General features: G+C 65.3%; 23 protein-coding genes. 7 read left to right on the top strand and 16 right to left on the bottom strand.

Annotated features, from left to right (window positions below):
- Positions 1-28: 28 nt before the first annotated feature.
- Both JKL45_RS05965 and JKL45_RS05970 read right to left on the bottom strand, forming a co-directional pair.
- Positions 29-544, bottom strand: a complete 516-nt coding sequence (locus JKL45_RS05965) for a YceD family protein (protein ID WP_201860197.1) — start codon at positions 542-544, stop codon at positions 29-31.
- Positions 545-556: 12 nt separating this feature from the next.
- Positions 557-1,087, bottom strand: a complete 531-nt coding sequence (locus JKL45_RS05970; protein WP_201860331.1) for a ubiquinol-cytochrome C chaperone family protein — start codon at positions 1,085-1,087, stop codon at positions 557-559.
- Between the two features lie 103 nt (positions 1,088-1,190).
- Here JKL45_RS05970 and JKL45_RS05975 point away from each other — a divergent pair, with 103 nt between their 5' ends.
- Positions 1,191-1,649 carry an outer membrane protein assembly factor BamE gene (locus tag JKL45_RS05975; protein WP_201860198.1) on the top strand — a complete coding sequence of 153 codons (459 nt, stop codon included), beginning with the start codon at positions 1,191-1,193 and terminating at the stop codon, positions 1,647-1,649.
- A gap of 117 nt (positions 1,650-1,766) precedes the next feature.
- On the opposite strand, the gene JKL45_RS05980 is transcribed toward JKL45_RS05975, so the two are convergent.
- The 12 genes from JKL45_RS05980 to JKL45_RS06035 all read right to left on the bottom strand — a co-directional run bounded on the left by JKL45_RS05980 (position 1,767) and on the right by JKL45_RS06035 (position 14,237).
- Positions 1,767-3,893 carry a sodium-translocating pyrophosphatase gene (locus JKL45_RS05980; protein WP_201860199.1) on the bottom strand — a complete coding sequence of 709 codons (2,127 nt, stop codon included), beginning with the start codon at positions 3,891-3,893 and terminating at the stop codon, positions 1,767-1,769.
- A gap of 149 nt (positions 3,894-4,042) precedes the next feature.
- On the bottom strand, positions 4,043-5,281 hold the full coding sequence (locus tag JKL45_RS05985) for an MFS transporter (RefSeq protein WP_201860200.1): 1,239 nt from the start codon (positions 5,279-5,281) through the stop codon (positions 4,043-4,045).
- Positions 5,256-6,245, bottom strand: coding sequence for a thiamine-phosphate kinase (gene thiL / locus JKL45_RS05990; RefSeq protein ID WP_201860201.1), 990 nt, complete (start codon positions 6,243-6,245; stop codon positions 5,256-5,258). The genes JKL45_RS05985 and thiL overlap by 26 nt, the downstream gene beginning before the upstream one ends.
- A gap of 25 nt (positions 6,246-6,270) precedes the next feature.
- Complete coding sequence (gene nusB / locus JKL45_RS05995) at positions 6,271-6,753, bottom strand: transcription antitermination factor NusB (protein WP_201860202.1); 483 nt, start codon at positions 6,751-6,753, stop codon at positions 6,271-6,273.
- 2 nt (positions 6,754-6,755) lie between these two features.
- Positions 6,756-7,244, bottom strand: a complete 489-nt coding sequence (gene ribH / locus JKL45_RS06000) for a 6,7-dimethyl-8-ribityllumazine synthase (RefSeq protein ID WP_201860332.1) — start codon at positions 7,242-7,244, stop codon at positions 6,756-6,758.
- A gap of 164 nt (positions 7,245-7,408) precedes the next feature.
- Positions 7,409-8,044 (bottom strand): riboflavin synthase, encoded by a 636-nt coding sequence (locus tag JKL45_RS06005; RefSeq protein ID WP_201860203.1) that lies wholly within the window; start codon positions 8,042-8,044, stop codon positions 7,409-7,411.
- The gene (gene ribD, locus JKL45_RS06010) at positions 8,044-9,192 is read right to left on the bottom strand and encodes a bifunctional diaminohydroxyphosphoribosylaminopyrimidine deaminase/5-amino-6-(5-phosphoribosylamino)uracil reductase RibD (RefSeq protein ID WP_201860204.1); all 1,149 of its coding nucleotides are present in this window, start codon (positions 9,190-9,192) and stop codon (positions 8,044-8,046) included. The genes JKL45_RS06005 and ribD overlap by 1 nt, the downstream gene beginning before the upstream one ends.
- On the bottom strand, positions 9,189-9,698 hold the full coding sequence (nrdR, locus tag JKL45_RS06015; protein ID WP_201860205.1) for a transcriptional regulator NrdR: 510 nt from the start codon (positions 9,696-9,698) through the stop codon (positions 9,189-9,191). Before nrdR ends, ribD begins: the two co-directional genes overlap by 4 nt.
- Before the next feature lie 15 nt (positions 9,699-9,713).
- Positions 9,714-11,018: a serine hydroxymethyltransferase gene (gene glyA / locus JKL45_RS06020; protein ID WP_201860206.1), complete on the bottom strand. Its 1,305-nt coding sequence runs from the start codon at positions 11,016-11,018 to the stop codon at positions 9,714-9,716.
- A 176-nt stretch (positions 11,019-11,194) separates the two neighbouring features.
- The gene (locus tag JKL45_RS06025; RefSeq protein ID WP_201860207.1) at positions 11,195-12,466 is read right to left on the bottom strand and encodes a L,D-transpeptidase family protein; all 1,272 of its coding nucleotides are present in this window, start codon (positions 12,464-12,466) and stop codon (positions 11,195-11,197) included.
- A 260-nt stretch (positions 12,467-12,726) separates the two neighbouring features.
- Positions 12,727-13,185 (bottom strand): DUF6163 family protein, encoded by a 459-nt coding sequence (locus JKL45_RS06030; protein WP_201860208.1) that lies wholly within the window; start codon positions 13,183-13,185, stop codon positions 12,727-12,729.
- On the bottom strand, positions 13,185-14,237 hold the full coding sequence (locus JKL45_RS06035) for an enoyl-CoA hydratase/isomerase family protein (protein ID WP_201860209.1): 1,053 nt from the start codon (positions 14,235-14,237) through the stop codon (positions 13,185-13,187). The genes JKL45_RS06030 and JKL45_RS06035 overlap by 1 nt, the downstream gene beginning before the upstream one ends.
- Positions 14,238-14,550: 313 nt before the next feature.
- Here JKL45_RS06035 and hemB point away from each other — a divergent pair, with 313 nt between their 5' ends.
- From hemB to JKL45_RS06060, 5 genes are all read left to right on the top strand, one after another.
- A complete protein-coding gene (gene hemB, locus JKL45_RS06040; protein ID WP_201860210.1) occupies positions 14,551-15,591 on the top strand; it encodes a porphobilinogen synthase in 1,041 nt (346 codons plus the stop codon).
- A 26-nt stretch (positions 15,592-15,617) separates the two neighbouring features.
- A complete protein-coding gene (locus JKL45_RS06045; RefSeq protein ID WP_201860211.1) occupies positions 15,618-16,973 on the top strand; it encodes a branched-chain amino acid ABC transporter permease in 1,356 nt (451 codons plus the stop codon).
- A 32-nt stretch (positions 16,974-17,005) separates the two neighbouring features.
- Positions 17,006-18,247 (top strand): threonine ammonia-lyase, encoded by a 1,242-nt coding sequence (locus JKL45_RS06050; RefSeq protein ID WP_201860212.1) that lies wholly within the window; start codon positions 17,006-17,008, stop codon positions 18,245-18,247.
- Between the two features lie 10 nt (positions 18,248-18,257).
- Entirely contained in the window at positions 18,258-18,737 is a 480-nt protein-coding gene (locus JKL45_RS06055; protein ID WP_201860213.1) for an RDD family protein, read from the top strand.
- 361 nt (positions 18,738-19,098) lie between these two features.
- On the top strand, positions 19,099-19,845 hold the full coding sequence (locus JKL45_RS06060) for an arginyltransferase (RefSeq protein ID WP_201860214.1): 747 nt from the start codon (positions 19,099-19,101) through the stop codon (positions 19,843-19,845).
- A gap of 271 nt (positions 19,846-20,116) precedes the next feature.
- Here the strand turns inward: JKL45_RS06060 and parC are convergent, their stop codons facing one another.
- Positions 20,117-22,363, bottom strand: coding sequence for a DNA topoisomerase IV subunit A (gene parC / locus JKL45_RS06065; protein WP_201860215.1), 2,247 nt, complete (start codon positions 22,361-22,363; stop codon positions 20,117-20,119).
- Between the two features lie 66 nt (positions 22,364-22,429).
- On the bottom strand, positions 22,430-23,161 hold the full coding sequence (gene recO / locus JKL45_RS06070; RefSeq protein ID WP_201860216.1) for a DNA repair protein RecO: 732 nt from the start codon (positions 23,159-23,161) through the stop codon (positions 22,430-22,432).
- Positions 23,162-23,360: 199 nt separating this feature from the next.
- Between recO and JKL45_RS29845 the strand changes: the two genes are divergently transcribed.
- On the top strand, positions 23,361-25,217 hold the full coding sequence (locus JKL45_RS29845; protein ID WP_246498334.1) for an OmpA family protein: 1,857 nt from the start codon (positions 23,361-23,363) through the stop codon (positions 25,215-25,217).
- The last annotated feature ends 20 nt before the right edge of the window (positions 25,218-25,237 follow it).

Consider the following 25,237-nt stretch of genomic DNA (forward strand, 5'->3'; position numbering starts at 1 on the left):
GGCGAAAACGGTGACGCAGAACCGCCCTCTATTTGCCTTCCCTCAGCTTGTTGAGGGCCGCAAAGGGCGAATCCTTCTCGTCGGAAGGATCCCTATAGTCAAAGTCTACCCCCGGCTTGCGCGGGTAAGGGTCGAGCCCGAGGGCCAGGAACTCGGCCGTGAGGGCGCCCAGGTCGATCTGGCCGTTCACGATCTCGTCCGGGGGCTCATCCTCATTGATGTCGGTCGGCGGCTCGGCCGGCATACCGGAGGATTCGGCGAAATCCACCTCAACCTCCTCCTCGACGTTGGAGTCAAAGGGCTCCAGGGTCGTCACGCAGATCTGGGTGATCGAGGCCTTGATCACCCCCGTCACATTGATCCCCTTGGCAGATGTCTTCAGGTGATAGTCGCCGCTGAGCGACCGGATCGCTGGAAGCCCGAAATCCCGCGCGAGGGCGGCGCATTCTTCGGCGGTTGCTTCCACGCGCACGTCCTGCCCCCGAGGCGGAACCCTCATGACGTCGACGAGCCGCGACAACGGACCCACGGTTTCAGGTGTCATCACGTTTCCTCCTTATGCGAAGGCTTCGGGTTCCGGGAAGGCCGGCCCCGTCTTGAGAAGCGCATCGAGATCAACGCCGCCGAATCCCTGATCGGCCGCGAGAGCATAACGCGCAAGAGCGGTGGCCGGTGCCTCGCTGCCATAGGCGTTCCGGCCAAGGGCCGAAGCGAGTTCCGCCACGTCGGAGGCGTTGAGCGGACCGTCATAGGCCTGCGCCCTTCCATAGAAGGATTCGGCAATCTTCTTCATCCGCTTGGGGACGACCGTGTCGCCTACCCCCATCTCCCTCAAGGAAGCATCCATGTCCCGGAAGAAGGCGTCGGTCAGGTCCTTGGCAACCTCGTCGGCCGGCGGCGGCATTTGGCGCAGGGCCCGAAGCAACAGGATCATATGGAGCGACAGAGCCTCGAACCGACCTTCGACGGTATCCGGGATGCCGAGTGACGCATAGAGCCCCGGCTCACGGGATGCGGTCGCAACGCTCTTGTAGAGCGTGGCGATGATGGTGCGCCGGGGATCCTTGCGGAAGAGACTGAAGATCACAGCCCTGCCCTTCCAAAGCTTGTCAAAATCGTAGCCTCGGGTTACGCCATCACGGTCCATAGGCGCAAGCTTATCCGCGCCGCATTTCTGGAAGAACCGTACGATGCGTCGATATCCTCCTCTTTTGGTGCGCCTGGCTGCTGCAACCTTTCTCGCCTCTTCCCTTGCGGCCTGCACCGGCGTGGGCGAGGAGTTCCAGCGCGGCTACGTCGTGGATGAGCGCGCCATTTCCCAGGTGAAAAAGGGCATGAACGCCGAGCAGGTCCTCCAGACCCTCGGAACACCCTCGACCGTGTCGACCGTCGGCAACCGGAACTGGTACTACATCAGCCAGAAGTCCCGCCGCTCTCTGCAGTTCATGGGCGAGCAGGTTGTGGACCAGCAGGTGACGGCCGTCTATTTCGACAGCGGCCTCCGCGTGGAGCGCGTCGCGCTTTATGGCCTGCAGGACGGCCGAGTCTTCGACTTCATCAGCCGCACCACCCCGGCCGGCGGCGAGGAATCGAGCTTCCTCGGACAGATCTTCCGCGGCGCGAGCAGCTTCAACCCGTTCGGGACCTGAGCCGGATCTGCTGGAATTCTCGATGGCCGGGCTTAGTCCCGGCCATTTTTGTTGAACGCTTTATGGAAAAAACCCGCGGCTTTCACCGCGGGTTTCGTGCATTCAGGGCTGCCGCTCTTACGAGTGGGCCAGGATGGCCAAGAGAAGCAGGGCGATGATGTTGGTGATCTTGATCGCCGGGTTCACGGCAGGGCCTGCCGTGTCCTTGTATGGGTCGCCGACGGTATCGCCGGTCACGGACGCCTTGTGGGCCTCCGAGCCCTTGTGGTGGGTGGTGCCGGAGGCATCCGTGAAGCCGTCCTCGAAGGACTTCTTCGCGTTGTCCCAGGCGCCGCCGCCCGAAGTCATCGAAATGGCGACGAAGAGGCCCGTCACAATCACACCCAGCAGCATGGCGCCGACGGCCGAGAAGGCCTCGGACTTGCCCGCCACCCAGTAGACCACGAAGTAGGTGACGATGGGTGCCAGCACCGGCAGGAGCGACGGCACGATCATTTCCTTGATTGCAGCCCGGGTCAGCATGTCGACGGCGCGGCCGTAATCGGGACGGTCGGTGCCGGCCATGATGCCCGGCTTCTCCCGGAACTGACGGCGCACTTCCTCGACGACCGCACCGGCTGCCCGGCCGACAGCCGTCATGGCGATGCCGCCGAACAGGAACGGGATGAGGCCGCCGAACAGAAGCCCGACCACCACATAGGGATTAGTCAGGGAGAAGTTCGGAGCCACACCCTGGAAGTACGGATACTGCGCCGCGTTCTGGGTGAAGTAGTTCAGGTCCGACGTATAGGCTGCAAAGAGCACCAGGGCACCGAGGCCTGCGGAACCGATGGCATACCCCTTCGTCACCGCCTTGGTGGTGTTGCCGACGGCGTCGAGAGCGTCCGTGGACTTGCGGACCTCCTTCGGCAGGCCGGCCATTTCGGCAATTCCGCCTGCATTGTCGGTCACCGGACCGAAGGCGTCGAGGGCCACGATCATGCCAGCAACGCCCAGCATGGCCGTCACTGCGATGGCGATGCCGAACAGGCCAGCCATCTTAAAGGCGACAATGATGCCCGCAATGATCACGATGGTCGGCAACGCGGTGGATTCCAACGAGACCGCGAGGCCCTGGATCACGTTCGTGCCGTGGCCGGTCACCGAGGACTGAGCGATGGACCGCACGGGGCGGAAACCGACGCCGGTGTAGTATTCGGTGATGACGACGATGAGAGCCGTCACGGCAAGGCCGATGAGGGCGCACCAGAACAGGTCTTGCCCGGTGAACTCCGATCCCGTGATGGGTCCGAAGCCGATCATCTGCCAGGTCACGAGGCCGATGGCCACCGCGGACAGAACACCGGTTACGATCAACCCCTTGTAGAGCGCGCCCATGATGGACTCGTTCTGACCAAGCTTCACGAAGAAGGTGCCGATGATCGAGGTCACGATGCAGGCCGCGCCGATGGCGAGCGGATACATCAGCATTGTGTCGAGATTGGCCTGCCCGGCGAAGAAGATCGCCGCGAGAACCATGGTGGCCACCACGGTCACCGCATAGGTCTCAAACAGGTCGGCCGCCATGCCGGCGCAGTCGCCGACATTGTCGCCCACGTTGTCGGCGATGGTGGCCGGATTGCGCGGGTCGTCCTCCGGAATGCCGGCTTCGACCTTGCCCACGAGATCGCCACCCACGTCGGCGCCCTTGGTGAAGATGCCGCCGCCGAGACGGGCGAAGATGGAGATCAGCGAGGCGCCGAAGCCCAAGGCCACAAGGCTGTCGATGACCACACGGTCGGATGGAGCCAAGCCGTCGATCCGGGTGAGGTAGCCGTAATAAAGGGCGACACCGAGGAGAGCGAGACCGGCCACGAGCATGCCCGTGACGGCACCGGACTTGAAGGCCACATCGAGGCCGCCGCCCAGAGACTGGGTCGCAGCCTGGGCCGTGCGCACATTGGCCCGGACGGAGACATTCATGCCGATGAAGCCCGCCAGACCCGAGAGGATGGCGCCAATGGCGAAGCCGAGGGCAACCCGGATACCGAGCAGATAGGCGATGATCGCGAACAGGATCACGCCGACGATGGCGATGGTGAGGTATTGTCGGCGGAGGTAAGCCTTCGCGCCTTCGGCAATCGCTCCGGCGATTTCCTGCATGCGCTGAGAACCGGCGTCCCGCTTCATCACATCGCTAATGGCCCAGAAGCCATACGCGATCGAGAGAAGCCCGCCCAAGATAATTAGGGTGAGTGCCATCATGCCATCCTTGTTATGGGAAAGCAGAAAGCCGCTCCTCAAGGCTCGTTTTTAGGCCTTGAGCGACCCCTACCCCCAGCGAACTTTATATTTGGTGGCAAAAAACTAGGCAGTTCGCAACAATCCTGCGGAAAGAACCCACAGGAAGCCCTTTATACTTTAGCGGGTGCGATCACCTTGGCCTTCTGCTGCCAAGCCAGAAGAGCTAGGGCAATGACGACAGGCGGGAAGACCAGCCAGTTCACGCTTTCCCAGCGGCCGGCACTCAGCAGCTTGCCCGAGGAGAACGAGGCGACGGCGACCGAGCCGAAGATCAGGAAGTCGTTCGCCGCCTGGACCTTGGCCCGTTCCTCCGGACGGTAGCAGTCGGTCACAAGAGCCGTGGCGCCGATGAAACCGAAGTTCCAGCCGAGGCCGAGGAGAATCAGCGTGATCCAGAAATGGGCGATGGTGATGCCTGACAATCCGATGACAGCCGACATGGCGATCAGCACGAGCCCCGCCGCCGTCACCAGGCCCTTGCCGTAGCGTGAGATCAAACGGCCGGTGAAGAAGCTCGGGCCGAACATGGCCAGGATATGCCACTGGATGCCGAGCGCGGCGGCACCGACCGAATGGCCGCAGCCGATCATCGCCAAAGGCGCCGCCGTCATCATGAAGGTCATGAGGCTGTACGACACCAAGCCTGTCCCGGCGGCCACGATGAACCGGGGTTGCCGCACGATTTCAAGCAGAGGCCTGCCGCCGCCCGCCGTGGTGGAGGCAACGCTCACCGGTGCAGGCCGCAGGAACCACACGACGATCATCGAGAGCATGGCAAGGGCTGCCTGCCCCAGGAAGGCGCCGGCAAATGGGGCTGCCTCAACGGCATCCCGGGTCCAGATCACAGTCTGAGGCCCGACCACGCCGGCAATCAGCCCGCCGGTCATGACCCAGGAGATGGCTCTTAGCTTGAAGGCCTCGGAAGCCGCATCGGTGGCCGCAAAGCGGTAGCTCTGGTTGAAGGAGCCGTAGCTCCCGATGATCAAGGTGCCCAGGCAGAACAGCATGAAACTGTAGGAGGCGATGCCGAAAGCCGCGAGACAGCCGCCGGCCAAGCCAATGCCTGCGCCGACCACATAGCCGATGCGACGCCCTGCCTTGCGCATGAGCATGGCGGCCGGAATGGTGCCGAGCGCCAGCCCAAGATTGAGCAGGCTCACGGGAAGGGTCGCGAGTTCCTTATTCGACGCGAGAGCCTGACCCACGAGGCCGCCGAGCGATACCACGATGGCGGGGCTGGACCCGCCCAGCGCCATCGCGGCTGCCAGCACGACAGCGTTGTGCTTGGCGATGCTGTCGCTGGAAGGCGCCTGGAAGGCAGTGTCAGAAATGCTGGTAGGAGCCGACATCGTAGCGTCTTTCGAGACCGTTCATCCGAAAGACCGGCCGACCGTCTCCTGAGACGACTCGGCCGATGACGGACAGGGGAATGCCGATGCTATCGGCCTCCTGGCGGAACCTGTCGAGAGACTTTTCCGGAACAGTGCAGAGAATCTCGTAATCGTCGCCGCCGGTGAGAGCCAAGTCCAGCAGATCGGGCGATTCCTGGATAGCCCTGGCGGCCGCAGCCGAAAGCGGCACCTGATCCGCCTCGACGATTGCTGTGACGCCGCTGGCCTTCATCATCTTGGCGAGGTCGCCCGCAAGTCCGTCCGAGACATCCATGGCGGCGCTGACGTGATTGCGCAGGGCGGCAGCGAGCCGATGGCGGGGCTGGGGATGGAGATAACGGTCGGCGAGATGCGCCCTCTCGTCCGGCGAGAGAACCTCGCTCCAGGCCGGGGCGGAGCGGAGCTTGAGCCCCAAGGCACCATCGCCGATGGTGCCGGTGACGCAGATGAGGTCACCGACCTGCGCCGTGGTGCGCTGGACCATGCGACTGGTCGGAACCTGCCCAACCGCAGTCACGGAGAGGGTCAGCGGCCCCCTCGCCTTCACGGTGTCTCCGCCGAGGAGCGGGCAGACGAAATCGCGGGAGGCCTCTCCGAGTCCGGCGGCGAAATCCGCAAGCCAGCCTTCGGTCCAGCCGTCAGGCAGGGCGAGGCTCAGGAGGAATCCGGCAGGCTCCGCGCCCTTCGCGGCGAGATCCGACACGTTCACGCCCAGCGCCTTGCGGGCGATGGAGCCGGGGGCATCCTCTGGCAGGAAATGGACGCGCTCGACGAGGGCGTCCGTGGTCAGGACGAGGTCGTGGCCGGGTTTCGGAGTCAGGCAGGCGGCGTCGTCCTTGAGGCCGAGGGCGCCTTCTCCGGCGATGGGAGCGAAGAAACGCGCGATGAGGCTGTCCTCGCTCGGGCGTTCGCTCGCACTCATCGGACGGCCACCTTGCCTCTTTACGTTATCGCCCGCCCTGGCCGGCGGCCTTCTTCTCCAGCTCGCCGGGGCGCACCTCACGGGCGACCTTGTCGAGCACCGCATTGACGAGACCGGGCTCATCGTCGCCGTAGAAGCCGTGAGTCACGTCCACGTATTCGGTGATGACGACGCGGGCCGGCACGTCCTTGCGGAACATCAGCTCATAGCCACCTCCGCGCAGGATGGCGCGCAGCACCGCCTCGATGCGCTTGAGGGGCCAGTCGGTGGCCAGCGCGTTATCGATCCTGACGTCGATGTCGCGCTGGTTCTTGACCACGCCCGACAGGATATCGCGGAAGAAATTGGTGTCGGACGGCTTGAACTCGATGCCCTCGACCTCGCGGCCGATCCAGAAGGCTTCGAACTCGGCGAGCGCGTCGATGACTGTGTTGCCGGAAATGTCCATCTGGTATAGTGCCTGGACGGCAGCGAGGCGAGCGGCCGAGCGCTCTGCTGGCTTCGTCATGATCAGGCCTCCAGTTTCTGTTTGATGCGCAGGACGGCGAGCGCCGCTTCCACCGCGCCCCCACCCTTATTCAATTCATTCACGCTCGCGCGGGTCCAGGCCTGCTGATCATTCTCGACAGTCAGGATGCCGTTGGCGAGCGGGATGCGACGCTCCACCGACAGATCCATGAGCGCGCGGGCGCTTTCGCCGGCAACGATATCATAGTGGCCGGTCTCGCCGCGGATCACGCAACCCAGAGCCACGACGGCGTCGTAGGGCTTGCCGGCCTTCTCGGCGGCGTCGAGCGCAATGGCGATGGTGGCCGGGATCTCGAGGGCGCCGTCCAGGGTCAACACATCCATCGTAGCCTGCGCCGCCTCGACGGCTCCTTGCGCGCCGCGCAGAAGCTCATCGGCAATGTCGTCATAGAAGCGGGCTTCGACGACAAGGATGCGGGCACCGGGAACCGGCGGACGGGGGCTTTTCGGCTTGTCGGAATGCGCGACCATGAAGTTTTCGGGACCTTCGTAAGCATCCACCTCATCCTGAGGAGGCGCGAAGCGCCGTCTCGAAGGAGGATCCAGAGCGTACTGGAATCTCCTTCGAGACGGGCCTGCGGCCCTCCTCAGGATGAGGACGGAGCCATGACAATTGGGAAATGTTGAGCGTTCCCCTACCCCGCCCGGCGCGCGTCCGCAAGCCGCGCCGCGTAGCGGGCCATGAGGTCGACCTCCAGGTTGAGCTTGTCGCCCACCTGCCGTTCGCCCCAAGTGGTAACAGTGAGCGTGTGCGGGATGATGAGCACGGAGAACATGTCGTCGTTGACCGTGTTCACGGTGAGCGACGTGCCGTCGAGGCAGACGGAGCCCTTCTCGGCGATGAATTGAGCGAGAGCCGGCGGAACCTTGAGGGTGAAACGGGCTGTCGGCCCCCAGGGATCATCACCGGCGGTGATCGACTCCTTGGCCACGATGGTGGCGACGCCGTCCACATGCCCGGTCACGATATGGCCGCCGAGTTCGTCACCGATCTTTAGGGAGCGCTCCAGATTGACCCTGGTGCCGGCGAGCCACTCACCCACGGTGGTGCGCTCCAGGGTCTCGGCGGCGGCATCCACGTCGAACCAGCAGCCACCGTCCCGCTCACCGAAGGCCACGACCGTGAGGCACGGCCCGCCGCAAGCGATGGAGGCACCGAGCACAATGGTGGCAGGATCATAAGACGAATGGATGCGCAGGCGCTTGAGGGTGCCTTGGGACCCTTCCACCGTTGCGACCTCACCGACATCGGTGACGATACCCGTAAACATCAGGGTCTCTCCCAGAACATGAAAAGATCGGGACCGATCTGCTCCTCGGCCCATAAATCGAGATGGTCCATGCGATCCTGCAGCGAAGCGCCGAGCGCCGGAACGTCGCCCTGGCCTCGTGCGGAACGGCCGGTGATCAGGACCAGATCATCGATGAGATCGGCTGTCGCAAGGGCGTCCGCGAGTTCCGGCCCGCCTTCGCAAAACACCTGCGTGATCCTGCGCGTGCCGAGCAACTGCAAGGCCTCGGGCAGAGAGACGCGGCCGGATGCATCGGCCGAGACCCGCAGCACCTCGACACCCTGCGCCGTGAGCGCTTTTTCGGCGTCTACGGATGCTTCCACCGTCGTCAGAATCCAGGTCGGGATCTCCCGCGCACCGGCTGCAACCCTCGATGTCAAAGGAGTCCTTAAGCTGGAATCGACAATGATGCGGACGGGCGCGCGGCCCTCCAAGCCAGCCAAGCGGACGTTCAGTAGCGGATCGTCCGCCAGCACCGTTCCGACACCGACCATGATGGCATCCGCATGGGCCCGCATTAAGTGGACCTTCGCCTGAGCGACTTCACCCGTGAGGATCAGACGCGGGCCATGGCGCGATCCGGCGAAGCCTTCCGTGCTCCGGGCGAGTTTCACGGTCACGGCGGGCCGCCCCTTCGTGACGCGGGTGATGTGGCCACGATGAAGCCTCGCGCCCTCCTCGGCAAGGCAGCCGACATTCATCGGGATACCCGCAAGAGCGAAGCGCTCCGGCCCCTGACCGGCCGCATGCGGACTCGGATCGGCGATGCTGACCACGAGGCGCCCGATCCCGGCGGCCACGATGAGATCGGTGCAGGAGGGGCCATGATTCCGGCTGCTGCGTGTGGCGCAGGGCTCGAGGGTGACATAGAGCGTCGCGCCCCGCGCCCGCTCGCCTGCTGCCTCCAGGGCCATGCGTTCCGCATGGGGCCTGCCGCCCGATTGTGTCACGCCTTGCGCGACGATCACGGGCACGTCGCCGCTCTCGTCGACCAGCACGGCTCCCACCGACGGGTTGGGCCAGGTCATGCCGAGACGCCGTGACCCGAGCGCAATCGCGAGGCGCATGAAACGCTCATCGCGGCAGGTGCGGTCAGGCGGCAGTCCCCTGGCTCCGGGGTCGGTCATGGCTCGCTCGGGGCGCGCTTCTTCTTGGGTGGAAGCGGCAGGTCGTCCTCAGTTTCGCCTTCGGCCAGCTTGCCAAGAATCTCCTCGAAGTCCCTGGCTTCGCGAAAGTTCTTGTAGACAGAGGCGAAACGCACATAGGCCACGTCATCGAGGCCTTTCAGCCCTTCCATGACGAGCTCGCCCACCTGCTCGCTCGAGACCTCGCCGTCGCTCATGCTCTCGAGCTGGCGCACGATGCCGTTGATCATGCGCTCGACGCGCTCGGGCTCCACGGGCCGCTTGCGCAGGGCCACGTCCACCGATTGCTGGAGCTTGTCCCGATCGAAGGGAACGCGCCTGCCGGAGCGCTTCACCACCGTGAGTTCGCGCAGCTGCACCCGCTCGAAGGTGGTGAACCGGCCGCCGCAATCAGGGCAGATGCGGCGGCGGCGGATGGACGAGGAATCGTCCGTAGGGCGGGAATCCTTCACCTGGGTATCCAGGCCCCCGCAGTAAGGGCAACGCATGGATCAGCTTTACCCTCAGCCGTAGATCGGGAAGCGGCGGGTCAGCTCGTGAACCCGGGTCTTGACCGATTCCTCGACCGAGGCATTGGCCTCATCGCCGTGCTTGGCGAGGCCGTCCAGGGTCTCGACGATCAGCTCGCCCACGCGCTTGAACTCGGCCACGCCGAAGCCGCGAGAGGTGGCGGCGGGGGTACCGAGGCGGACGCCGGAGGTCACCATCGGCTTCTCGGGATCGAAGGGCACGCCGTTCTTGTTGCAGGTGATATGGGCACGGCCCAAGGCTGCTTCGGCGGCCTTGCCCGTGAGCTTCTTCGGGCGCAGGTCCACCAACATCAGGTGGTTGTCCGTGCCGCCGGCCACGATGGCATAGCCGTTGGCCAGCATGGTGTCGGCCAGCACCTTGGCGTTCTCGACGACGGCGCGGGCATAGAACTTGAACTCGGGGCGCAGGGCTTCGCCGAAAGCCACCGCCTTGGCGGCGATCACGTGCATGAGCGGGCCGCCCTGGAGGCCGGGGAAGATCGCCGAATTGAACTTCTTCGCGAGGTCTTCCTCATTGGTGAGGATCATGCCGCCGCGCGGGCCGCGCAGGGTCTTGTGGGTGGTGGTGGTGACCACGTGGGCATGCGGGAACGGCGACGGATGCGCGCCGCCGGCAACAAGGCCCGCGAAGTGCGCGATGTCGACCATGAAGAAGGCCCCGACCTCGTCGGCGATCTCGCGGAAGCGGGCGAAGTCCCAGAACCGGGAATAGGCCGAGCCGCCGGCCACGATCACCTTCGGCTTGTGCTCGCGGGCCAGTTGCGCGACCTCGTCCATGTCGATGATCTGGTCGCTCTCGCGCACCTTGTAGCTCACCACGTTGAACCACTTGCCGGACATGTTGACCGGGGAGCCGTGAGTCAGGTGGCCGCCGCAGGCGAGATCCAGGCCCATAAAGGTGTCGCCCGGCTTCATGAGAGCCATGAACACCGCCTGATTGGCCTGGGAGCCGGAATTGGGCTGGACGTTGGCGAACTTGCAATCGAACAGGCGCTTGGCGCGCTCGATGGCGAGTTCCTCGGCCATGTCGACGAACTGGCAGCCGCCGTAGTAGCGGCGGCCCGGATAGCCTTCCGCATACTTGTTGGTCATCACTGACCCTTGCGCTTCCAGGACGGCGCGGGAGACGATGTTCTCGGAGGCGATCAGCTCGATCTCGTCGCGCTGGCGGCCGAGTTCCAGCCCGATGGCGCGGGCGATCTCGGGATCGCTGTCGGCGAGGCTTGCCGAAAAGAAGCTGTTGGAGAGATGGCTGTGTGCCGCTTCACTGGCGCTCATGGGTACCCTCGCGTTCCTGTGAGCCCGCCGGATACGGGCCGCTGAATCCTGATTGCCTGGGCTTTATCATGGCTGGCTTCACCGCGCCAACCCGCTCGCAGGACATGCCTACCCGGCCGCTGAAACGCAACAGCCCGCCGAAAGGCGGGCTGTCAAAGCTTGGTGAGAAAAGAACCTTAGTTCTGCAGGAACATCTCCTGGTCCGGCTCGGTGGGCACCCGGCTTGCGACCGGGATGGCAGTGCCGAGACCGTCCTTGTTGTAGATGTCGTCGCGAAACTGCACGAGGCCGTCCGGGGTCGCCCAGGCGGTGACGTAGATCCAGTGGATCGGAACGGCCTGAGCCAGACGGGCGTCGATGCGCTCACCGGACCTGAAGGTCGCGTCGATCTGCTCGCGCGACCAGCCGGGGGTGTCCTTCAGGAGCCACTCGATATAGTCGCGCACGTTCTGGATGCGGATGCAGCCCGAGGAAACGAAGCGGAAGTCGTCGCCGAAGATGCCCTTTGAGGGCGTGTCGTGCATGTAGACGCCGTGCTGGTTCGGGATGTTGATGCGCACGAACCCCATGGAGTTCAGGTCGCCGCCCGGATCCTGGCGGAAGCGGTAGCGGGTCGCCTCGTCCGAGAACCAGTTGATCTGGCTGGAGGGAACCTCCTGGCCGGCCGCATTGAAGATGCGGATCTTGTTCTCGGTCAGGTAGTTCGGCTCCTTCTGCATCTTCGGGATGAGGTCCTTTTTGACCACCGAGGCAGGAGCCGTCCAGAACGGGTTGAAGTTGACCTCGACCACCTTCGAGTTCAGCAGGGGCGACTGACGGTCGATCTTGCCGACGCCGGCCGCGTGCCGGGAATGGACGACGCCGCCCTCCACCGCCTCAACGAGAGCGGCCGGGATGTTGGCAACCGCATAGCGGCCCGGCAGCCCGGTGCCCACGAGGCTGCGCAGGCGGGCGACGTTGATCTCGAGCTGGCGGATCCTGGGTTCGACCGGCACGTTCATGGCAACCACGGTCGGGCCCGTGATGGTGCCCGTAGAGCTGATGCCGTGGCGGGCCTGGAAGCGGCGGACGGCCGCCTCGACGTAGGAATCGTAGATCGGCGATTCGCCGGCGGCCTGATCGAGGTCGCCCGTGATGATCAGGCGCTGGCGCAGGGCCACGACGGCCGGGCTCTTGGAGCCGACGCGCAGGCCCTGGACGCCCTGCACGGGCTGCCAGCCGCCTCGGGCGGCGATGTTGCGGTAGTACTCGATCATCTGCTCGGTCGCAGCGAGCGAATCGGCCGAGAGCATCGGGGTGGAGGTTCGCTGCACGCGGGTGCGCGAGACTGCCTCGTAGTTCTGCGACCACTCGGCCTGGTTCTGGGCGAACTGCTGCGCCAGAGCTCCGGTGGCCGGCGTGAAGATCAGGGCGAGCGATCCAGTCAGAAGATTACGGCGAGACAACATGAGCGCAGGCTCTTCCCGGTTAGAAGTGGTCATCACGGGAGCGGCGGACGGATGCCCGGCCCACTCCCTCTCCTGGCGATAAGTGCCGGGATTGGATTAAGGAACGGTATCGAAAACGAGGAACATCGGGGCCGTTTTATGGCAAACGGGCTACCTACGCTTCCTCGTTACCCTGGAACCGCTCCGTAAGGGTGATGTAACCTTGGAGTGTTGTCTTGAGGAGACACTTCTGCGTGAGAGGCTCGGCCGTAAGGCTTCGCTCAGTGCCCCTCCCGGGCCGCAAGCCAGGAAATGCCTAAGTAGACCGCCATGAGCGTGAGGAAGAACGCGACGGTCACGATTCCGCCAGCGACGATTCCCGGGAAGAAGGCAGCCAGGATCAAGTGGCTCATGATGGCGAGAAGCCACATGATTCCCCCCCAGGTGCTCGCCATCCATAAGCCGACGGCGGCGATCAGGTCGATCAGGGCGAAGTAGATGATGGTGGCCTGGTAGCCCGTGGAGCGCGCCTCGAACTGGCCGACCGGGGTCCAGATGCCGAGGATCACGGCCCAGGCGCTCAGCCCCTTCATGATCCAGAGAATTGCCACGATGCGCATGAAACAGGTGAGCACGAAGCTCCAGCGCATGAAGCCCTGCGGCGCGGGACGCTCCTCGATCCGGTCGGACAAATACTCCCGTGCCGCCTGGGCGGACGAAGGGTTGCCGGTGCGGGGCATCAGGCGATCTCCAGCTCGTGCGGCCCGAGGCTCGCGAAATGATGCTCGATTGCGGCTCTCTCCACTTGGTCGAGGGAGGCAGGCTGCCAGCGCGGCTGGTTGTCCTTGTCGATGATTACGGCCCGAACGCCCTCATAGAAGTCGTGACCGTCGCCGATGCGGGAGACGATGCGGAACTCGACCTTCATGGCCTCCTCGAGATCGAGGGAGGCGCCCCGGCGCACCTGCTCGAAGGCGAGGTTCATGCTGGTCGGCGACTTGGTGCGCATGCCGGCAGCCGTCTTGGCCGCGAAGTCCGAGCCCTTGGCAGCTGCCTCGTCAAGGCGCAGCATGACAGCCGCGACGCTCTCGGCCGAGAAGCAGGCATCGATCATCGCCCGACGGGCCTCCAGCGGCGCGGGACCGGGATCGGCCGCGGCTCGGGCAAGAGCCTCGTCCACCAGCTTGCCAGCGATCAGCGCATCACGCAGGGCGGGGATCCCTGCGCTCGCGACCGAATGGGTCGCAAGCCCCAGCATGACCGCGTCCGCCCGCTTCACCCGGTCGCCCGTGAGCGCGAGGTACATGCCGGCCTCGCCCGGCAGGCGCGGCAGCGCGTAGGTTGCGCCTACGTCGGGGAAGAAGCCGATCCCGACCTCCGGCATGGCGAAGAGGTAGCGCTCGCCCGCCACCCGGTGCGAGCCGTGCAGGGACACGCCGACCCCGCCGCCCATGACGATGCCGTCGATGAGGGCGATGTAGGGCTTGGGATAGCGCTTGATGCGGATGTTGAGCTGGTACTCCTCGCGCCAGAAGGCGAGCGCCTCCTCGCGCCTGCCGGCCTTCAGGCTCTCGGTGAGCTGTCGGATGTCGCCGCCGGCGCAGAAGGCCTTCTCGCCGGCTCCCTGGATGACGATCCGGGTGACGGACGGATCATTCTCCCAGGCGTCGAGGGCCCGGCGCATCTCGCGCACCATGGCGAGGTTGAGGGCGTTGAGCGCCTTGGGACGGTTGAGCGTGATGAGTCCGGCCTCACCCTGCTTCTCGCAGACGATCTCGACGCTCTCGTCCATGGAACACTCCTTCGTATCATTGCGGCTTAGAACAAGGCCGGGGCCGGCCGTCAATGCGCTCGTGTCATTCCCGGCCGAAGCGTAGCGGAGGGGAAAGGAATCCATAGCACAGAGCCTGATCGTGGATCCCCTTCCCCGCCTGCGGCCGCCGGGAATGACAGAGCGGCGCAGCCGTCAATGCATGGCTGGGTTGAGGGTAATTTCACATGGATCCGGCCGATCTGCGACCTCGAACCCTTTTTTAGAGCGATTTAAATGTGCTACCCCTCTGGAAAGCCGCCGGCGCAGCGAAGCCGGCTCTGGGATGAGGATCATGTCCAAGCTGTCGCCGTTCCGCCGCCCTGCCTCAGGGGAAGCCGTTTCGTCCACCCTGAGCCTGTCCCACCGCCCGCGGCGCAACCGCAAGGCCGAATGGGCGCGACGTCTGGTGCGCGAGAACGTGCTGACGGCAAGCGACCTGATCTGGCCGATCTTCATCGTCGAGGGCGCGAGCGGCCGTACGCCGGTGGCCTCCATGCCGGGTGTCGAGCGCCTCAGCATCGCTGAGGCCGTGCGCGAGGCCGAGCGGGCCGCATCGCTCAACATCCCGGCGATTGCGCTCTTTCCCTATACCGACCCGTCCTTGCGGGACCCGACCGGATCCGAGTCGCTCAACAGCCGCAACCTCGTCTGCCGGGCCGTGCGCGAGATCAAGAAGGCGGTGCCGAACATCGGCATCATCTGCGACGTCGCCCTCGATCCCTATACCAGCCACGGCCATGATGGCGTGATGGAGGGCGAGCGGATCCTCAACGACGAGACCGTGGCCCTGCTGGTGCGCCAGGCGCTGCTCCAGGCCGAGGCCGGCGCCGACATCATCGCGCCCTCCGACATGATGGACGGGCGCGTCGCGGCGATCCGCGAAGGGCTCGACACCGCCGGCTTCCAGGACGTGCAGATCATGGCCTACGCGGCGAAATACGCGTCCGCGTTTTATGGCCCGTTCCGCGATGCCATCGGAACGAGCGCCTGTCTCGTGGGCGACAAGCGCACCTATCAGATGGACCCGGCCAATTCCGATGAAGCCCTGCGTGAGATCGCCCTCGATCTCGATGAGGGCGCCGACATGATCATGATCAAGCCCGGCATGCCGTATCTCGACATCGTGCGCCGGGCGAAGGACACATTCGCGGTCCCAACCTTCGCCTATCAGGTCTCCGGCGAGTATGCCATGATCCAGGCCGCGGCCGCGAATGGCTGGATCGACGGAGAGCGGGCGATGATGGAAAGCCTTCTGGCCTTCAAGCGTGCAGGCGCGGACGGCATTCTCACCTACTTCGCCCCGCAGGTGGCCGAAAAGCTGAAGCAGGGCTGACCGCCGCCGACAACTCAGGCCCTCGCATGTCAGGCTCAGGACTCGTCAGGGTGTGGCGGCTCGCCGTCCTCCTGTGGAGTCTGAGTCTCCTGTCCGCCTGCGGGATCGCCATCGACGCCGAGCAGACGCGGGTCTGCCGCTCCGCCTTGCCGGCTCTCAATCCCGGTGCGGTGATCACGGTCGAGCGGGTCCGCGAAGGTCCGGTCGCGAGAAGCCTGCGGATCGACTACATCGCCCGATATCCCGACCGCCCGGTGCTCGAGCGGTTCGTCATCTGCCAGTTCGCCGCCGAGGGGCTGTCGCCCAACAAGGCGGAACTGACGGGCCTCGGCACAGAGGAGGGCCCGCTCTCCGGCGCCAGCCTCTACATGCTCAAGCGCTACTACCTCGACACGCCGGAGGGCGCAGCGGGCGATCCCGGCAGCCGCACCGATGCGGATGTGACCGAGATCCCGATGGCAGCCGCCTATTGGCTGCAGCAGATTCTGGTCAGCCTGCCGCGAACCGCCATCTATGCCCTGCTCTCGACCGCCTTCGCACTGGTCTTCGGCTTGAGCGGACGGATCAATCTCGCCTCTGGGGAGCTCGCGGCCATCGGGTCGGCGGCAACCATTGCCGGTGCCTCGGTTGTGCTGGCCTCTGGCGCCAGCGCGCCTGTGCTCGGGCTTGCGGCCGGCCTTGTCGCGGCGCTCTTTGCCGGTGCGATTCACAGCGCGGTCGGCGGATATTTCACCATCGGCCGCATCACCGCTGAGAGCCCTCAGCCGAGTCTGATCGCCACCGTCGGCCTATCCCTGTTCCTCATGGAATACCTGCGGCTCGTGCAGAGCCCTGTGACCGTCTGGCTGCCGCCGATCTGGTCGGAGGCCTGGCCCCTCGCCCGTGCACAGGATTTTCTCGTCAGCCTGACGCCGATCACCGCCATCACCAGCGGCATCGGCCTGATGGCGGCTTTAGGTCTCCTCTGGCTCGTGCAGGCGACGGGCTTCGGACGGGCCTGGCGGGCCTATGCGGATGACGCGAAAGCCGCAGCGCTCATGGGCGTGAACGGCCCTCGCCTGCTCATCCAGACCTTAGCGCTGGCCGGCGCCATGGCGGGACTGTCAGGCATGCTGATCGTCGCCCAATATGGGGGCTTAGGCTTTGCAGGAGGCTTCCAGTATGGGCTCAAGGCGCTGATCGCCGCCATCATCGGCGGGATTGGCTCCATCCCTGGAGCGATGTTAGGAGGTTTCGCCGTGGGCTTGTTCGAGACCCTGTGGTCGGCGTATCTGCCCATCGAGATTCGCGATATGGCGCTTTATGTGGCGCTCGTCGTGTTCCTGATCTTCCGGCCCGGCGGACTGCTGGGTTTCAAGGATCCAACACCAAGACCTGTTTGAGGCGTATAAGTCTAAGAGTACCGGAGGATACCGTGGCCGATTACGCCATCACCATCGACGATGTGACCCGTGCCGCGGAGACGATCCGGGGCCAGGTGCTGCGGACGCCGCTCGTCCCTGCCCCTCGCCTGTCCCAGCTCACCGGCGCCACGGTCTGCGTGAAGCACGAGAACATGCAGCCGACCGGCTCCTTCAAGGAGCGAGGCGCGGTGACGAAGCTGGAAAGCCTGACATCCGACGAGCGCACCCGCGGGGTCATCGCCATGTCGGCGGGCAATCATGCCCAGGCCGTGGCCTATCACGCACGGCGCCTCGGCATTCCGGCCACCATCGTCATGCCGGAGGGCACGCCCCTGGTGAAGGCGGAAAACACGCGCTCCTACGGGGCCAAGGTCATCCTGTTCGGCGAAACCCTTTATGAGGCAGCCGCCCGCGCTCGTGAGATCGCAGAGGCCGAGAGCCTCGTCTTCGTGCATCCCTATGACGACCCTAAGGTGATGGCCGGCCAGGGCACCATCGGCCTCGAAATGCTGGAGGATGCGCCGGATCTCGACCAGATCATCGTGCCCATCGGCGGCGGCGGGCTCATCTCCGGAATCACGGTCGCCGTGAAGGCGCTCAAGCCCTCTATCGAGATCATCGGCGTGGAGGCTGCCCTCTACCCGTCCTTCCGCAATGCCATTCTGGGCCAGAACCAGCCGATCGGCGGCGCGACGCTGGCCGAAGGCATCGCGGTGAAGACTGTCGGGCAGCTGCCGCTGCCCATCGTGCGCGATCTCGTCTCCGACATCATCGCCGTCGAGGAGCCCGTGATCGAGCGCGCGGTCAACGCCTATGCCACCCTGCAGCGGACCATGGCGGAAGGCGCGGGCGCGGCTGGGCTCGCGGCCATGATGGCGCAGCCCGAGCGGTTCGAGGGCAAGCGGGTCGGCCTCGTGCTCTGCGGCGGCAACATCGATGCCCGGATCCTCGCCTCGGTGATGGTGCGCGAACTGGAGCGCGACGACCGGATCACGTCCTTCCGCATCACCTCCAACGACAGGCCGGGCCTGCTCGGGCGCGTGGCGAGCCTGCTCGGCCAGCTCGGGGCCAACATCCTGGAGGTGTCGCACGGACGCCTGTTCCTAGACGTGCCGGCCAAGGGCGTTTCCATCGACATCACTATCGAAACGCGCGACAGACAACATACATTGGAGGTGTTCGAGGCTCTGGCGGCCGAGGGACTCGCTCCGCAGCGGATCGTGTCCCGCAGCCTGCCGGCAACCGCCTTCTGAGGAGAGACCCATGGTCAACCGCCCCTACCCGCCGACCCTGAACTATCCGTCCTACGAGGTCGACCGGGCGACGGAGGGCGTCATCAGCCGGCGCTTCTGGGCCTATCTGATCGACCTCGTCGTGATCGCCCTGTGGGTCGTGCTGATCTCCATCGGAATCTTCTTTCTCGGCATCATCACGCTCGGCCTCGGCTGGGGGCTGTTCTTCGCGCTGCCGCTCACGGCGCTGATCTTCATCGTCTACAACGCGGTGACCATCGGCGGCGCCTCCCAGGCGACGGTCGGCATGCGCTATATGGGCCTGCGGGTGATCGATCCGCGCACCGGCCGGGGGCCCTCACCGCTCTCCGCCGCCGTGCACGCGCTGTTCTTCTACGTGGCGATCTCGACCTTCCTGCTCTGGGCCTGCGACGTGCTCGTCGGCTTCCTCCGCGACGACCGCCGCTTTTTGCGCGATCTGCTCACGGGCATGATGGTGGTGCGGGCTTGAAGCGCTGGGCTTCAAAACCGCACCCGTCATCACCACCCCTGTGCCGATGATCCTTATGCAGGGATGCCTCCACCGTCATTCCGGGGCCGCGCAGCGGAGCCCGACTGGAAGGGCCGCGCCATAGGCGTGGAAACCCATAACCGCTAACGGTGCAGGCAGAGGCAGGACATTGATCGCTCTTTCTTGAAACGTCGTGTTTATGGATTCCGGGTTCGGCCTTTGGCCGCCCCGGAATGACAGTGGCGCCCCACAAAAACACACCCCTGTGACATCCCCCCTCTTTTCCTGGACGTGCCGGACACCAATGTTATTCTTCAAGCGTTGACGAAGCGCTCAAGGTTTCTCCACAAGGCTTTCCCGATTGACGAGCCAGCCCCGCGACGCACCGCAATTCTACCTCACCTCCCCGTCCGCATGCCCCTACCTGCCGGGCAAGGAGGAGCGAAAAGTTTTTACGCATATCGTGGGTCGGCGCGGGCGAGAGCTGAACGAGATCCTCACGCAAGGCGGCTTCCGCCGGTCGCAGACCATCGCCTACCGGCCCGCCTGCGACACCTGCCGGGCCTGCGTGTCGGTCCGGGTTCTGGTGGATGAGTTCGAGCCTTCGGGAAACCTCAAGCGCGTTCTGAAGGACAATGCCGATCTCGTCGGCGAGCCTCTGCCCAACCGCCCGACATCGGAGCAATATTCCCTGTTTCGCCGCTACGTGGACACCCGCCACGCCGATGGCGGCATGGCTGATATGACGGTGCTCGACTACTCCATGATGATCGAGGACAGTCATGTGGACACGAAGCTGATCGAGTACCGCGGGCGCGGGATCGACAGCGGCATCACCGGCAAGGGCTCGGGCGACCTGATCGCCGTCTGCCTCACCGACGAGATGAGCGACGGCCTCTCCATGGTCTATTCGTTCTACGCCCCGGAGATGCAGCACCGCAGCCTCGGCACCTTCATGATCCTCGACCACATCCGCCGTGCCAAGGCGATGGGACTGCCATACCTCTATCTCGGCTACTGGGTCGAGGGCTCCAAGAAGATGGGCTACAAGGCCCGCTTCACGCCGCAGGAGCGGCTGCTGGCGAATGGCTGGGCGCGGGTGGAGTGATTTTTCACACCTGTCATCCCGGGCGGAGCGCAGCGCAGATCCGGGATCGCGAGATCCAGCCTAGTGCTGTCATTCCAGGGCCGCGCAGCGGAGCCCGGAATCCATAACCGCTGACGATGCAGAAAGAGGCGCGACGCTGTTCGCTCTCTTCTGAAACGTCGTGGTTATGGATTCCCGCCTTCGCGGGAATGACAGCGTTGAGGTTCTGGCGCAATGTCCTGGAAGCGATCCCGGATCGGCTTACGCCGTCCGGGATGACGTTTCCTGATGATTACTCCCCGAACTTGTTCGACTTCGGGAAGCCCTTCGGCGGCAGGCGGCCGGCCTCTGTGCGGTCGCCCATCCAGTCGCGCAGGTCTTCTTTGGCGACGGTCCAGGTGCGGCCGGAGGTGTCCTTCCAGGTCAGGCCTTCCTTCAGCTTGAAGACCTTGGCGTCCGAGACGCCGCCGTCCTTGTAGCGCTGGAGGCGCACGCCCTTGCCGCGGGTCATCTCTGGCACCTGCTTCGCCGGGAAGATCAGGAGCTTGCGGTTCTCGCCGATGATCGCGACATGGTCGCCCTCGGCCTCGGTGCAGACCACCATCCTGGATGGCGCGTCGAGGTTGAGGATCTGCTTGCCCTTGCGGGTGTTGGCCGTGACCTCATCCGTGGGCACGATAAAGCCGCGGCCGTCCGTGCCTGCGACGAGCAGCTTCGAGCCGGCCCGGTATGGGAAGGCCGCGATGAAGTCGGCGCCTTCCTCCAGGTCGACCATGAGACGGATCGGATCGCCGAAGCCGCGGCCGCCGGGGAGCTTGGAGGCTTCCAGGGTGAAGAAGCGCCCGTTATTCGTCGCCACCACGATCTTCGACGTGGTCTCGGCGAAGAAGGCCGTCTTCAAGGCATCGTCGCCCTTGAACTGTACGGCGGAGAGATCCGCCTGGTGGCCCTTCATGGCGCGGATCCAGCCCTTCTCGGACACGATGACCGTGATCGGCTCTCGCTCGATCATGGCTTCAGCGAAGTCGATGTCGGAGGTGTCCGGCGCCTCGGCGAAGGTGGTACGGCGGCGGCCCAGCGCGGTGTCGGGACCGAAGGTCTTGCGGACCTCCTTGATCTCGGCCGAGATCGTCCTCCACTGCACCTTCTCGGAATCCAGCAGTTCCTCGATCTTCGCCTTCTCGTCCTGCAGGCTCTTCTGCTCGCGCTTGAGCTCCATCTCCTCGAGCTTGCGCAAGGAGCGCAGGCGCGTGTCGAGGATGGCGTTCGCCTGCATCTCGGTGAGCTGGAAGACGCGCATCAACTCCTGCTTCGGCTCGTCCTCTTCGCGGATGATTTTGATCACCCGGTCGAGGTCGAGATAGACGATGAGCAGGCCGCCCAGGATCTCCAAACGCCGGTCGATTGCGGCAAGCCGGAACCGAGAGCGGCGGATCAACACCTCGCGCCGATGGTCGAGCCATTCGCGCAGGCATTCCGCAAGGCTCAGCACCTTCGGCACCTTGCCGCCGGCGAGCACGTTCACGTTCATCGGAACGCGGCTCTCGAGCTCGGTAAGCTTGAAGAGCGACTCCATGAGGATGATCGGATCGACGGTCTTAGCGCGGGGCTCCAGCACCACGCGGATGTCCTCGGCCGATTCATCGCGCACGTCAGCGAGCAGCGGCAGCTTCTTTTCCTGCAGCAGCTCGGCGATCTTCTCGATCAGGCGCGACTTCGGCACGGAGTAAGGAATCTCGGTGACGACGATCTGCCAGTTGCCGCGCCCGAGATCCTCCTTGGCCCAGCGGGCGCGCACGCGAAACGAGCCGCGGCCGGTGCGGTAGGTCTCGGCCATGGCGGAAGGCGTGTCAACGATGATGCCGCCGGTCGGGAGATCCGGCCCCGGTACGTACTGCATCAGCTGTTCGGACGTAGCAGTCGGCTTCGCGATCAGGTGCAGGGCCGCGTCGCAGAGTTCGGCGGCGTTGTGCGGCGGGATCGAGGTGGCCATGCCGACCGCGATGCCCTGCGAGCCGTTGGCCAGCAGGTTCGGGAAGGCGGCCGGCAGCACCACCGGCTCCTCGTTGGCCTGATCGTAGGTCTCGCGGAAATCCACCGAGTCCTCGTCGATGCCCTCGAGCAGCAGGCGCGCCACCTCGGTCATGCGCGCTTCGGTGTAGCGCATGGCGGCTGCGCCATCGCCGTCGATGTTGCCGAAATTGCCCTGGCCGTCCGCCAGCGGATAGCGCTGGGCGAAATCCTGCGCCATGCGCACCAGCGCCTCGTAGATCGACTGGTCGCCGTGCGGGTGGAACTGACCCATCACGTCGCCGACGATGCGGGCGCATTTCTTCGGGGCCGACTTCGGGTCGAGCCGCAGGAGCCGCATGGCGTGCAGGATGCGCCGGTGCACGGGTTTGAGCCCGTCGCGGGCATCCGGCAGCGCCCGGTGCATGATGGTCGAGAGCGCGTATGCGAGATAGCGCTCCTCCAGGGCGTCCTTGAGATTGATGTTCTCGATCTCGCCCCCTGACGGCGGATTGACCGGCTTACCCATAACTCGAAATCCTCAACTGCGAATCGCTTCTTATCATCTGAAAAGAGAACATAACAGAAACAAACCTCATTCGTCCCCAGCCGTGGCCAGTGCGACGAAACGCGCCCGCTCCTCCGGCGCCCGCTGCCCCTGGGGGCCGAACACGTTCTGATGCAGGAAGAAGTCGGTGAGCGCAAATCCCTCTCGGATGTCCTCTTCGCGGGGGCGGTTGGCTTTGGTCTGGCCGATCAGGAAGCCGGGCAGCTTGAGCAGCCGGTCCTTGTAGGGCTCGCCGGCCTCGGCCGAGACGGCCCGCCCGCTCCGGGGCGACACATAGGTCAGGTCCCGCTCCGTGCCGGTGGCGGCACAGCTGGTGAGATCGAGGCCAAATCCGAGTTCGGTGAGAATGGCGAGCTCGAAGCGCACGAACAGGGCGGGAGCGAGATCGGGGTCGTCCAGGTGGTCGACCAGGACCGTGAGGGTCTCGAAGAGGGCGAAATGCGGGTCCCGCTCCGGAAAGTAGCGCAGCAGATGGGCGAGCGTCGCCAGGCCGTAGAGCGCCATGGACGAACCCATGAGGCGTGAGGCGCGCAGGTTCAGGCCTTCGACCTGATAGGTGCCCAAATGCTCGTCGAGTCGCGCCCGCCATGTTGCCTGCACCGTGTTACCCGGCTGGAGAACTGCCTGAAGGGTCTTGGAGCGTCCGCCATGGACGAGCCCCATGTGCCGGCCGTGCTCGCGCGTCATCAGCTCGAGAATGACGCTCGACTCGCCGTGCTTGCGGGCGCCGAGAACGACACCTTCGTCAGTCCAATGCATCGGTCGCTGTGGCCTTCGGAAAAGAGATCTGCCGGAATCCTGATGTAAGCATTCAGGGGGCATTCAGCCATGGTTTTCAACCATATCCGGCAACTTCTAAAATTCTGTTGCAAAAGCAGAATCCGCCCTGAGGGGGGAACCATAATCCCCCCTTCACATTGTCGAACACCTTAGTGTGTCTAGTGATGAATTGAGGATCATGAAACTCTCCAGCCTGTTTCTAGCAAGCACCGCCCTTCCCCTGATGCTGCTGCCGGCGAACGTATCGGCGCTCCAGCCTGAAGCCGCAGCGCCCATTGTGATCGCCCAGGCTGGACCGAGTGCAGACGAGGAGCTGCCGCCCGGCGCCCGTCCGAGGCGCCAAGGCCAGCAGGATGGGGATGCACCCCGTCGTGGCGGCCAGGGTCAGGAGCGCAGGCAGGGCGGCCAGGACGCCGGTGGCCCCGGCGCTTCCGAGGAGCGCGGACCGCGTTCGCCGCGGGGCGCAGGCCCGGCGGAGCGTGGCGGTCCCGATGGACCGCGCGGCTCACGCGCAACCGACTCCGAGGACGCTCCGCCACCGCGTCGAGGTGCGGCGCAGCCCGCCGAGCGGCCCACGCCGCCCTCCGGCACGGCACCGGCCACTCCGGCGCGCCCTGCAGAGCAGGCACCGGCAGAACGCACCCGGCCTTCCGCCGAGACACCCGAGAGACCAGCTCGCCCGGCTGCCCAGGAGCGCGAACGGAACCGTGATCGTCCCACCGGGGAGCGCGAGCGTCCCCGCCAGCAATCGCCTGCGGCCGAAACGCCGCCCAGTACACCCGCTCCGGCGGCTCAGCCGGCAACGCCTCCGGCACCGGCCCAGCAACGGCCTGCTGCGGGCGCGCCCCGCCCAACCGATGCGGAGCGGCCAGCCCGGCCGGGGGACACCGAACGGCCAGACCGCCAGCGCGCCCGCGAACAGCGGCCCGGCCAGGATACGCCCGCCACGACCACAGCCCCGACGGCGCCCGCCCCGGCTGCTCCAACGGCCGCACCAACAGCTCCCGCGGCTCCAGCACCAGCAGCTCCTGCAACGCGAGCCCAGCCCACGGCACCAGCCCAGACTGCGCCTCAGCAGGCGGCGCCTGCCACGACACAGCCTTTGGATGCCTCTCGCGTCCGCATCGAGGACCTTCGCCGCGAGCGCCGGGAACGTCGTGAAGGCGGCCGGGTCATCATCGAGGAGCCGGGCAACCGCACGATCGTTCGCCAGGGCAATGAAGTCATCATCCGCAGCGACGAGACCGAGCGCTTCCGCCGCACCTATCGCGACGCCGACATCCGCGTGGAGCGGCGCGGCAGCAACGAGGAGGTCACGATCGTGCGCCGCCCCGACGGCTCCGAGATTCTCACGGTGCGCGACGAGGACGGAAACCTCATCCGCCGCGTGAGGCGCGAGCCCGCGGGCCGGGAGGTCGTGCTCATCGAGAACCGGCGCGGCGGCATCGAGCGCCGTCCGGGTTACGGCTATATGGAGGAGGAGGTCATCCGCCTGCCGCCTCCGAACGTACGGATCCCGCGCGAGCGCTACATCGTCGAGACGGAGCGCGCCTCACGGGCCGATATCGTCGAAGCCTTCACGGCCCCACCGGTCGAGCGGGTCGAGCGGGCTTACACCCTCGACGAGATCCGCCGCAGCCAGCCCCTGCGCCAGCGCATGCCGCGGGTCGACCTCGACACGATCACCTTCGAGTTCGGCTCCTGGGAACTGCCTGCGGATCAGATCGATCAGTTGCGGGTGATTGCGGAAGGCCTGCGCGAGGCGATCTCCCGCAACCCGAACGAGATCTTCCTGGTCGAGGGTCACACCGACGCGGTCGGGGCGGACGAGGACAACCTCACCCTCTCAGACCGTCGCGCGGAAACCATTGCCACGATCCTCACGCAGCGCTTCCAGATCCCGGCCGAAAACCTGACCACTCAGGGCTACGGCGAGCAGTATCTCAAGGTGGCGACGGAAGCCCCCGAGCAGCAAAACCGCCGCGTAACCCTGCGCCGGATCACCCCGCTGCTGCAGGGTCAGAACCAGCAGTAAAACCAAAGACCGGGAGGGCC

The sequence above is a fragment of the Microvirga soli genome (genome assembly GCF_016734765.1).
In the GTDB taxonomy this organism is placed as follows: Bacteria; Pseudomonadota; Alphaproteobacteria; order Rhizobiales; family Beijerinckiaceae; genus Microvirga; species Microvirga soli.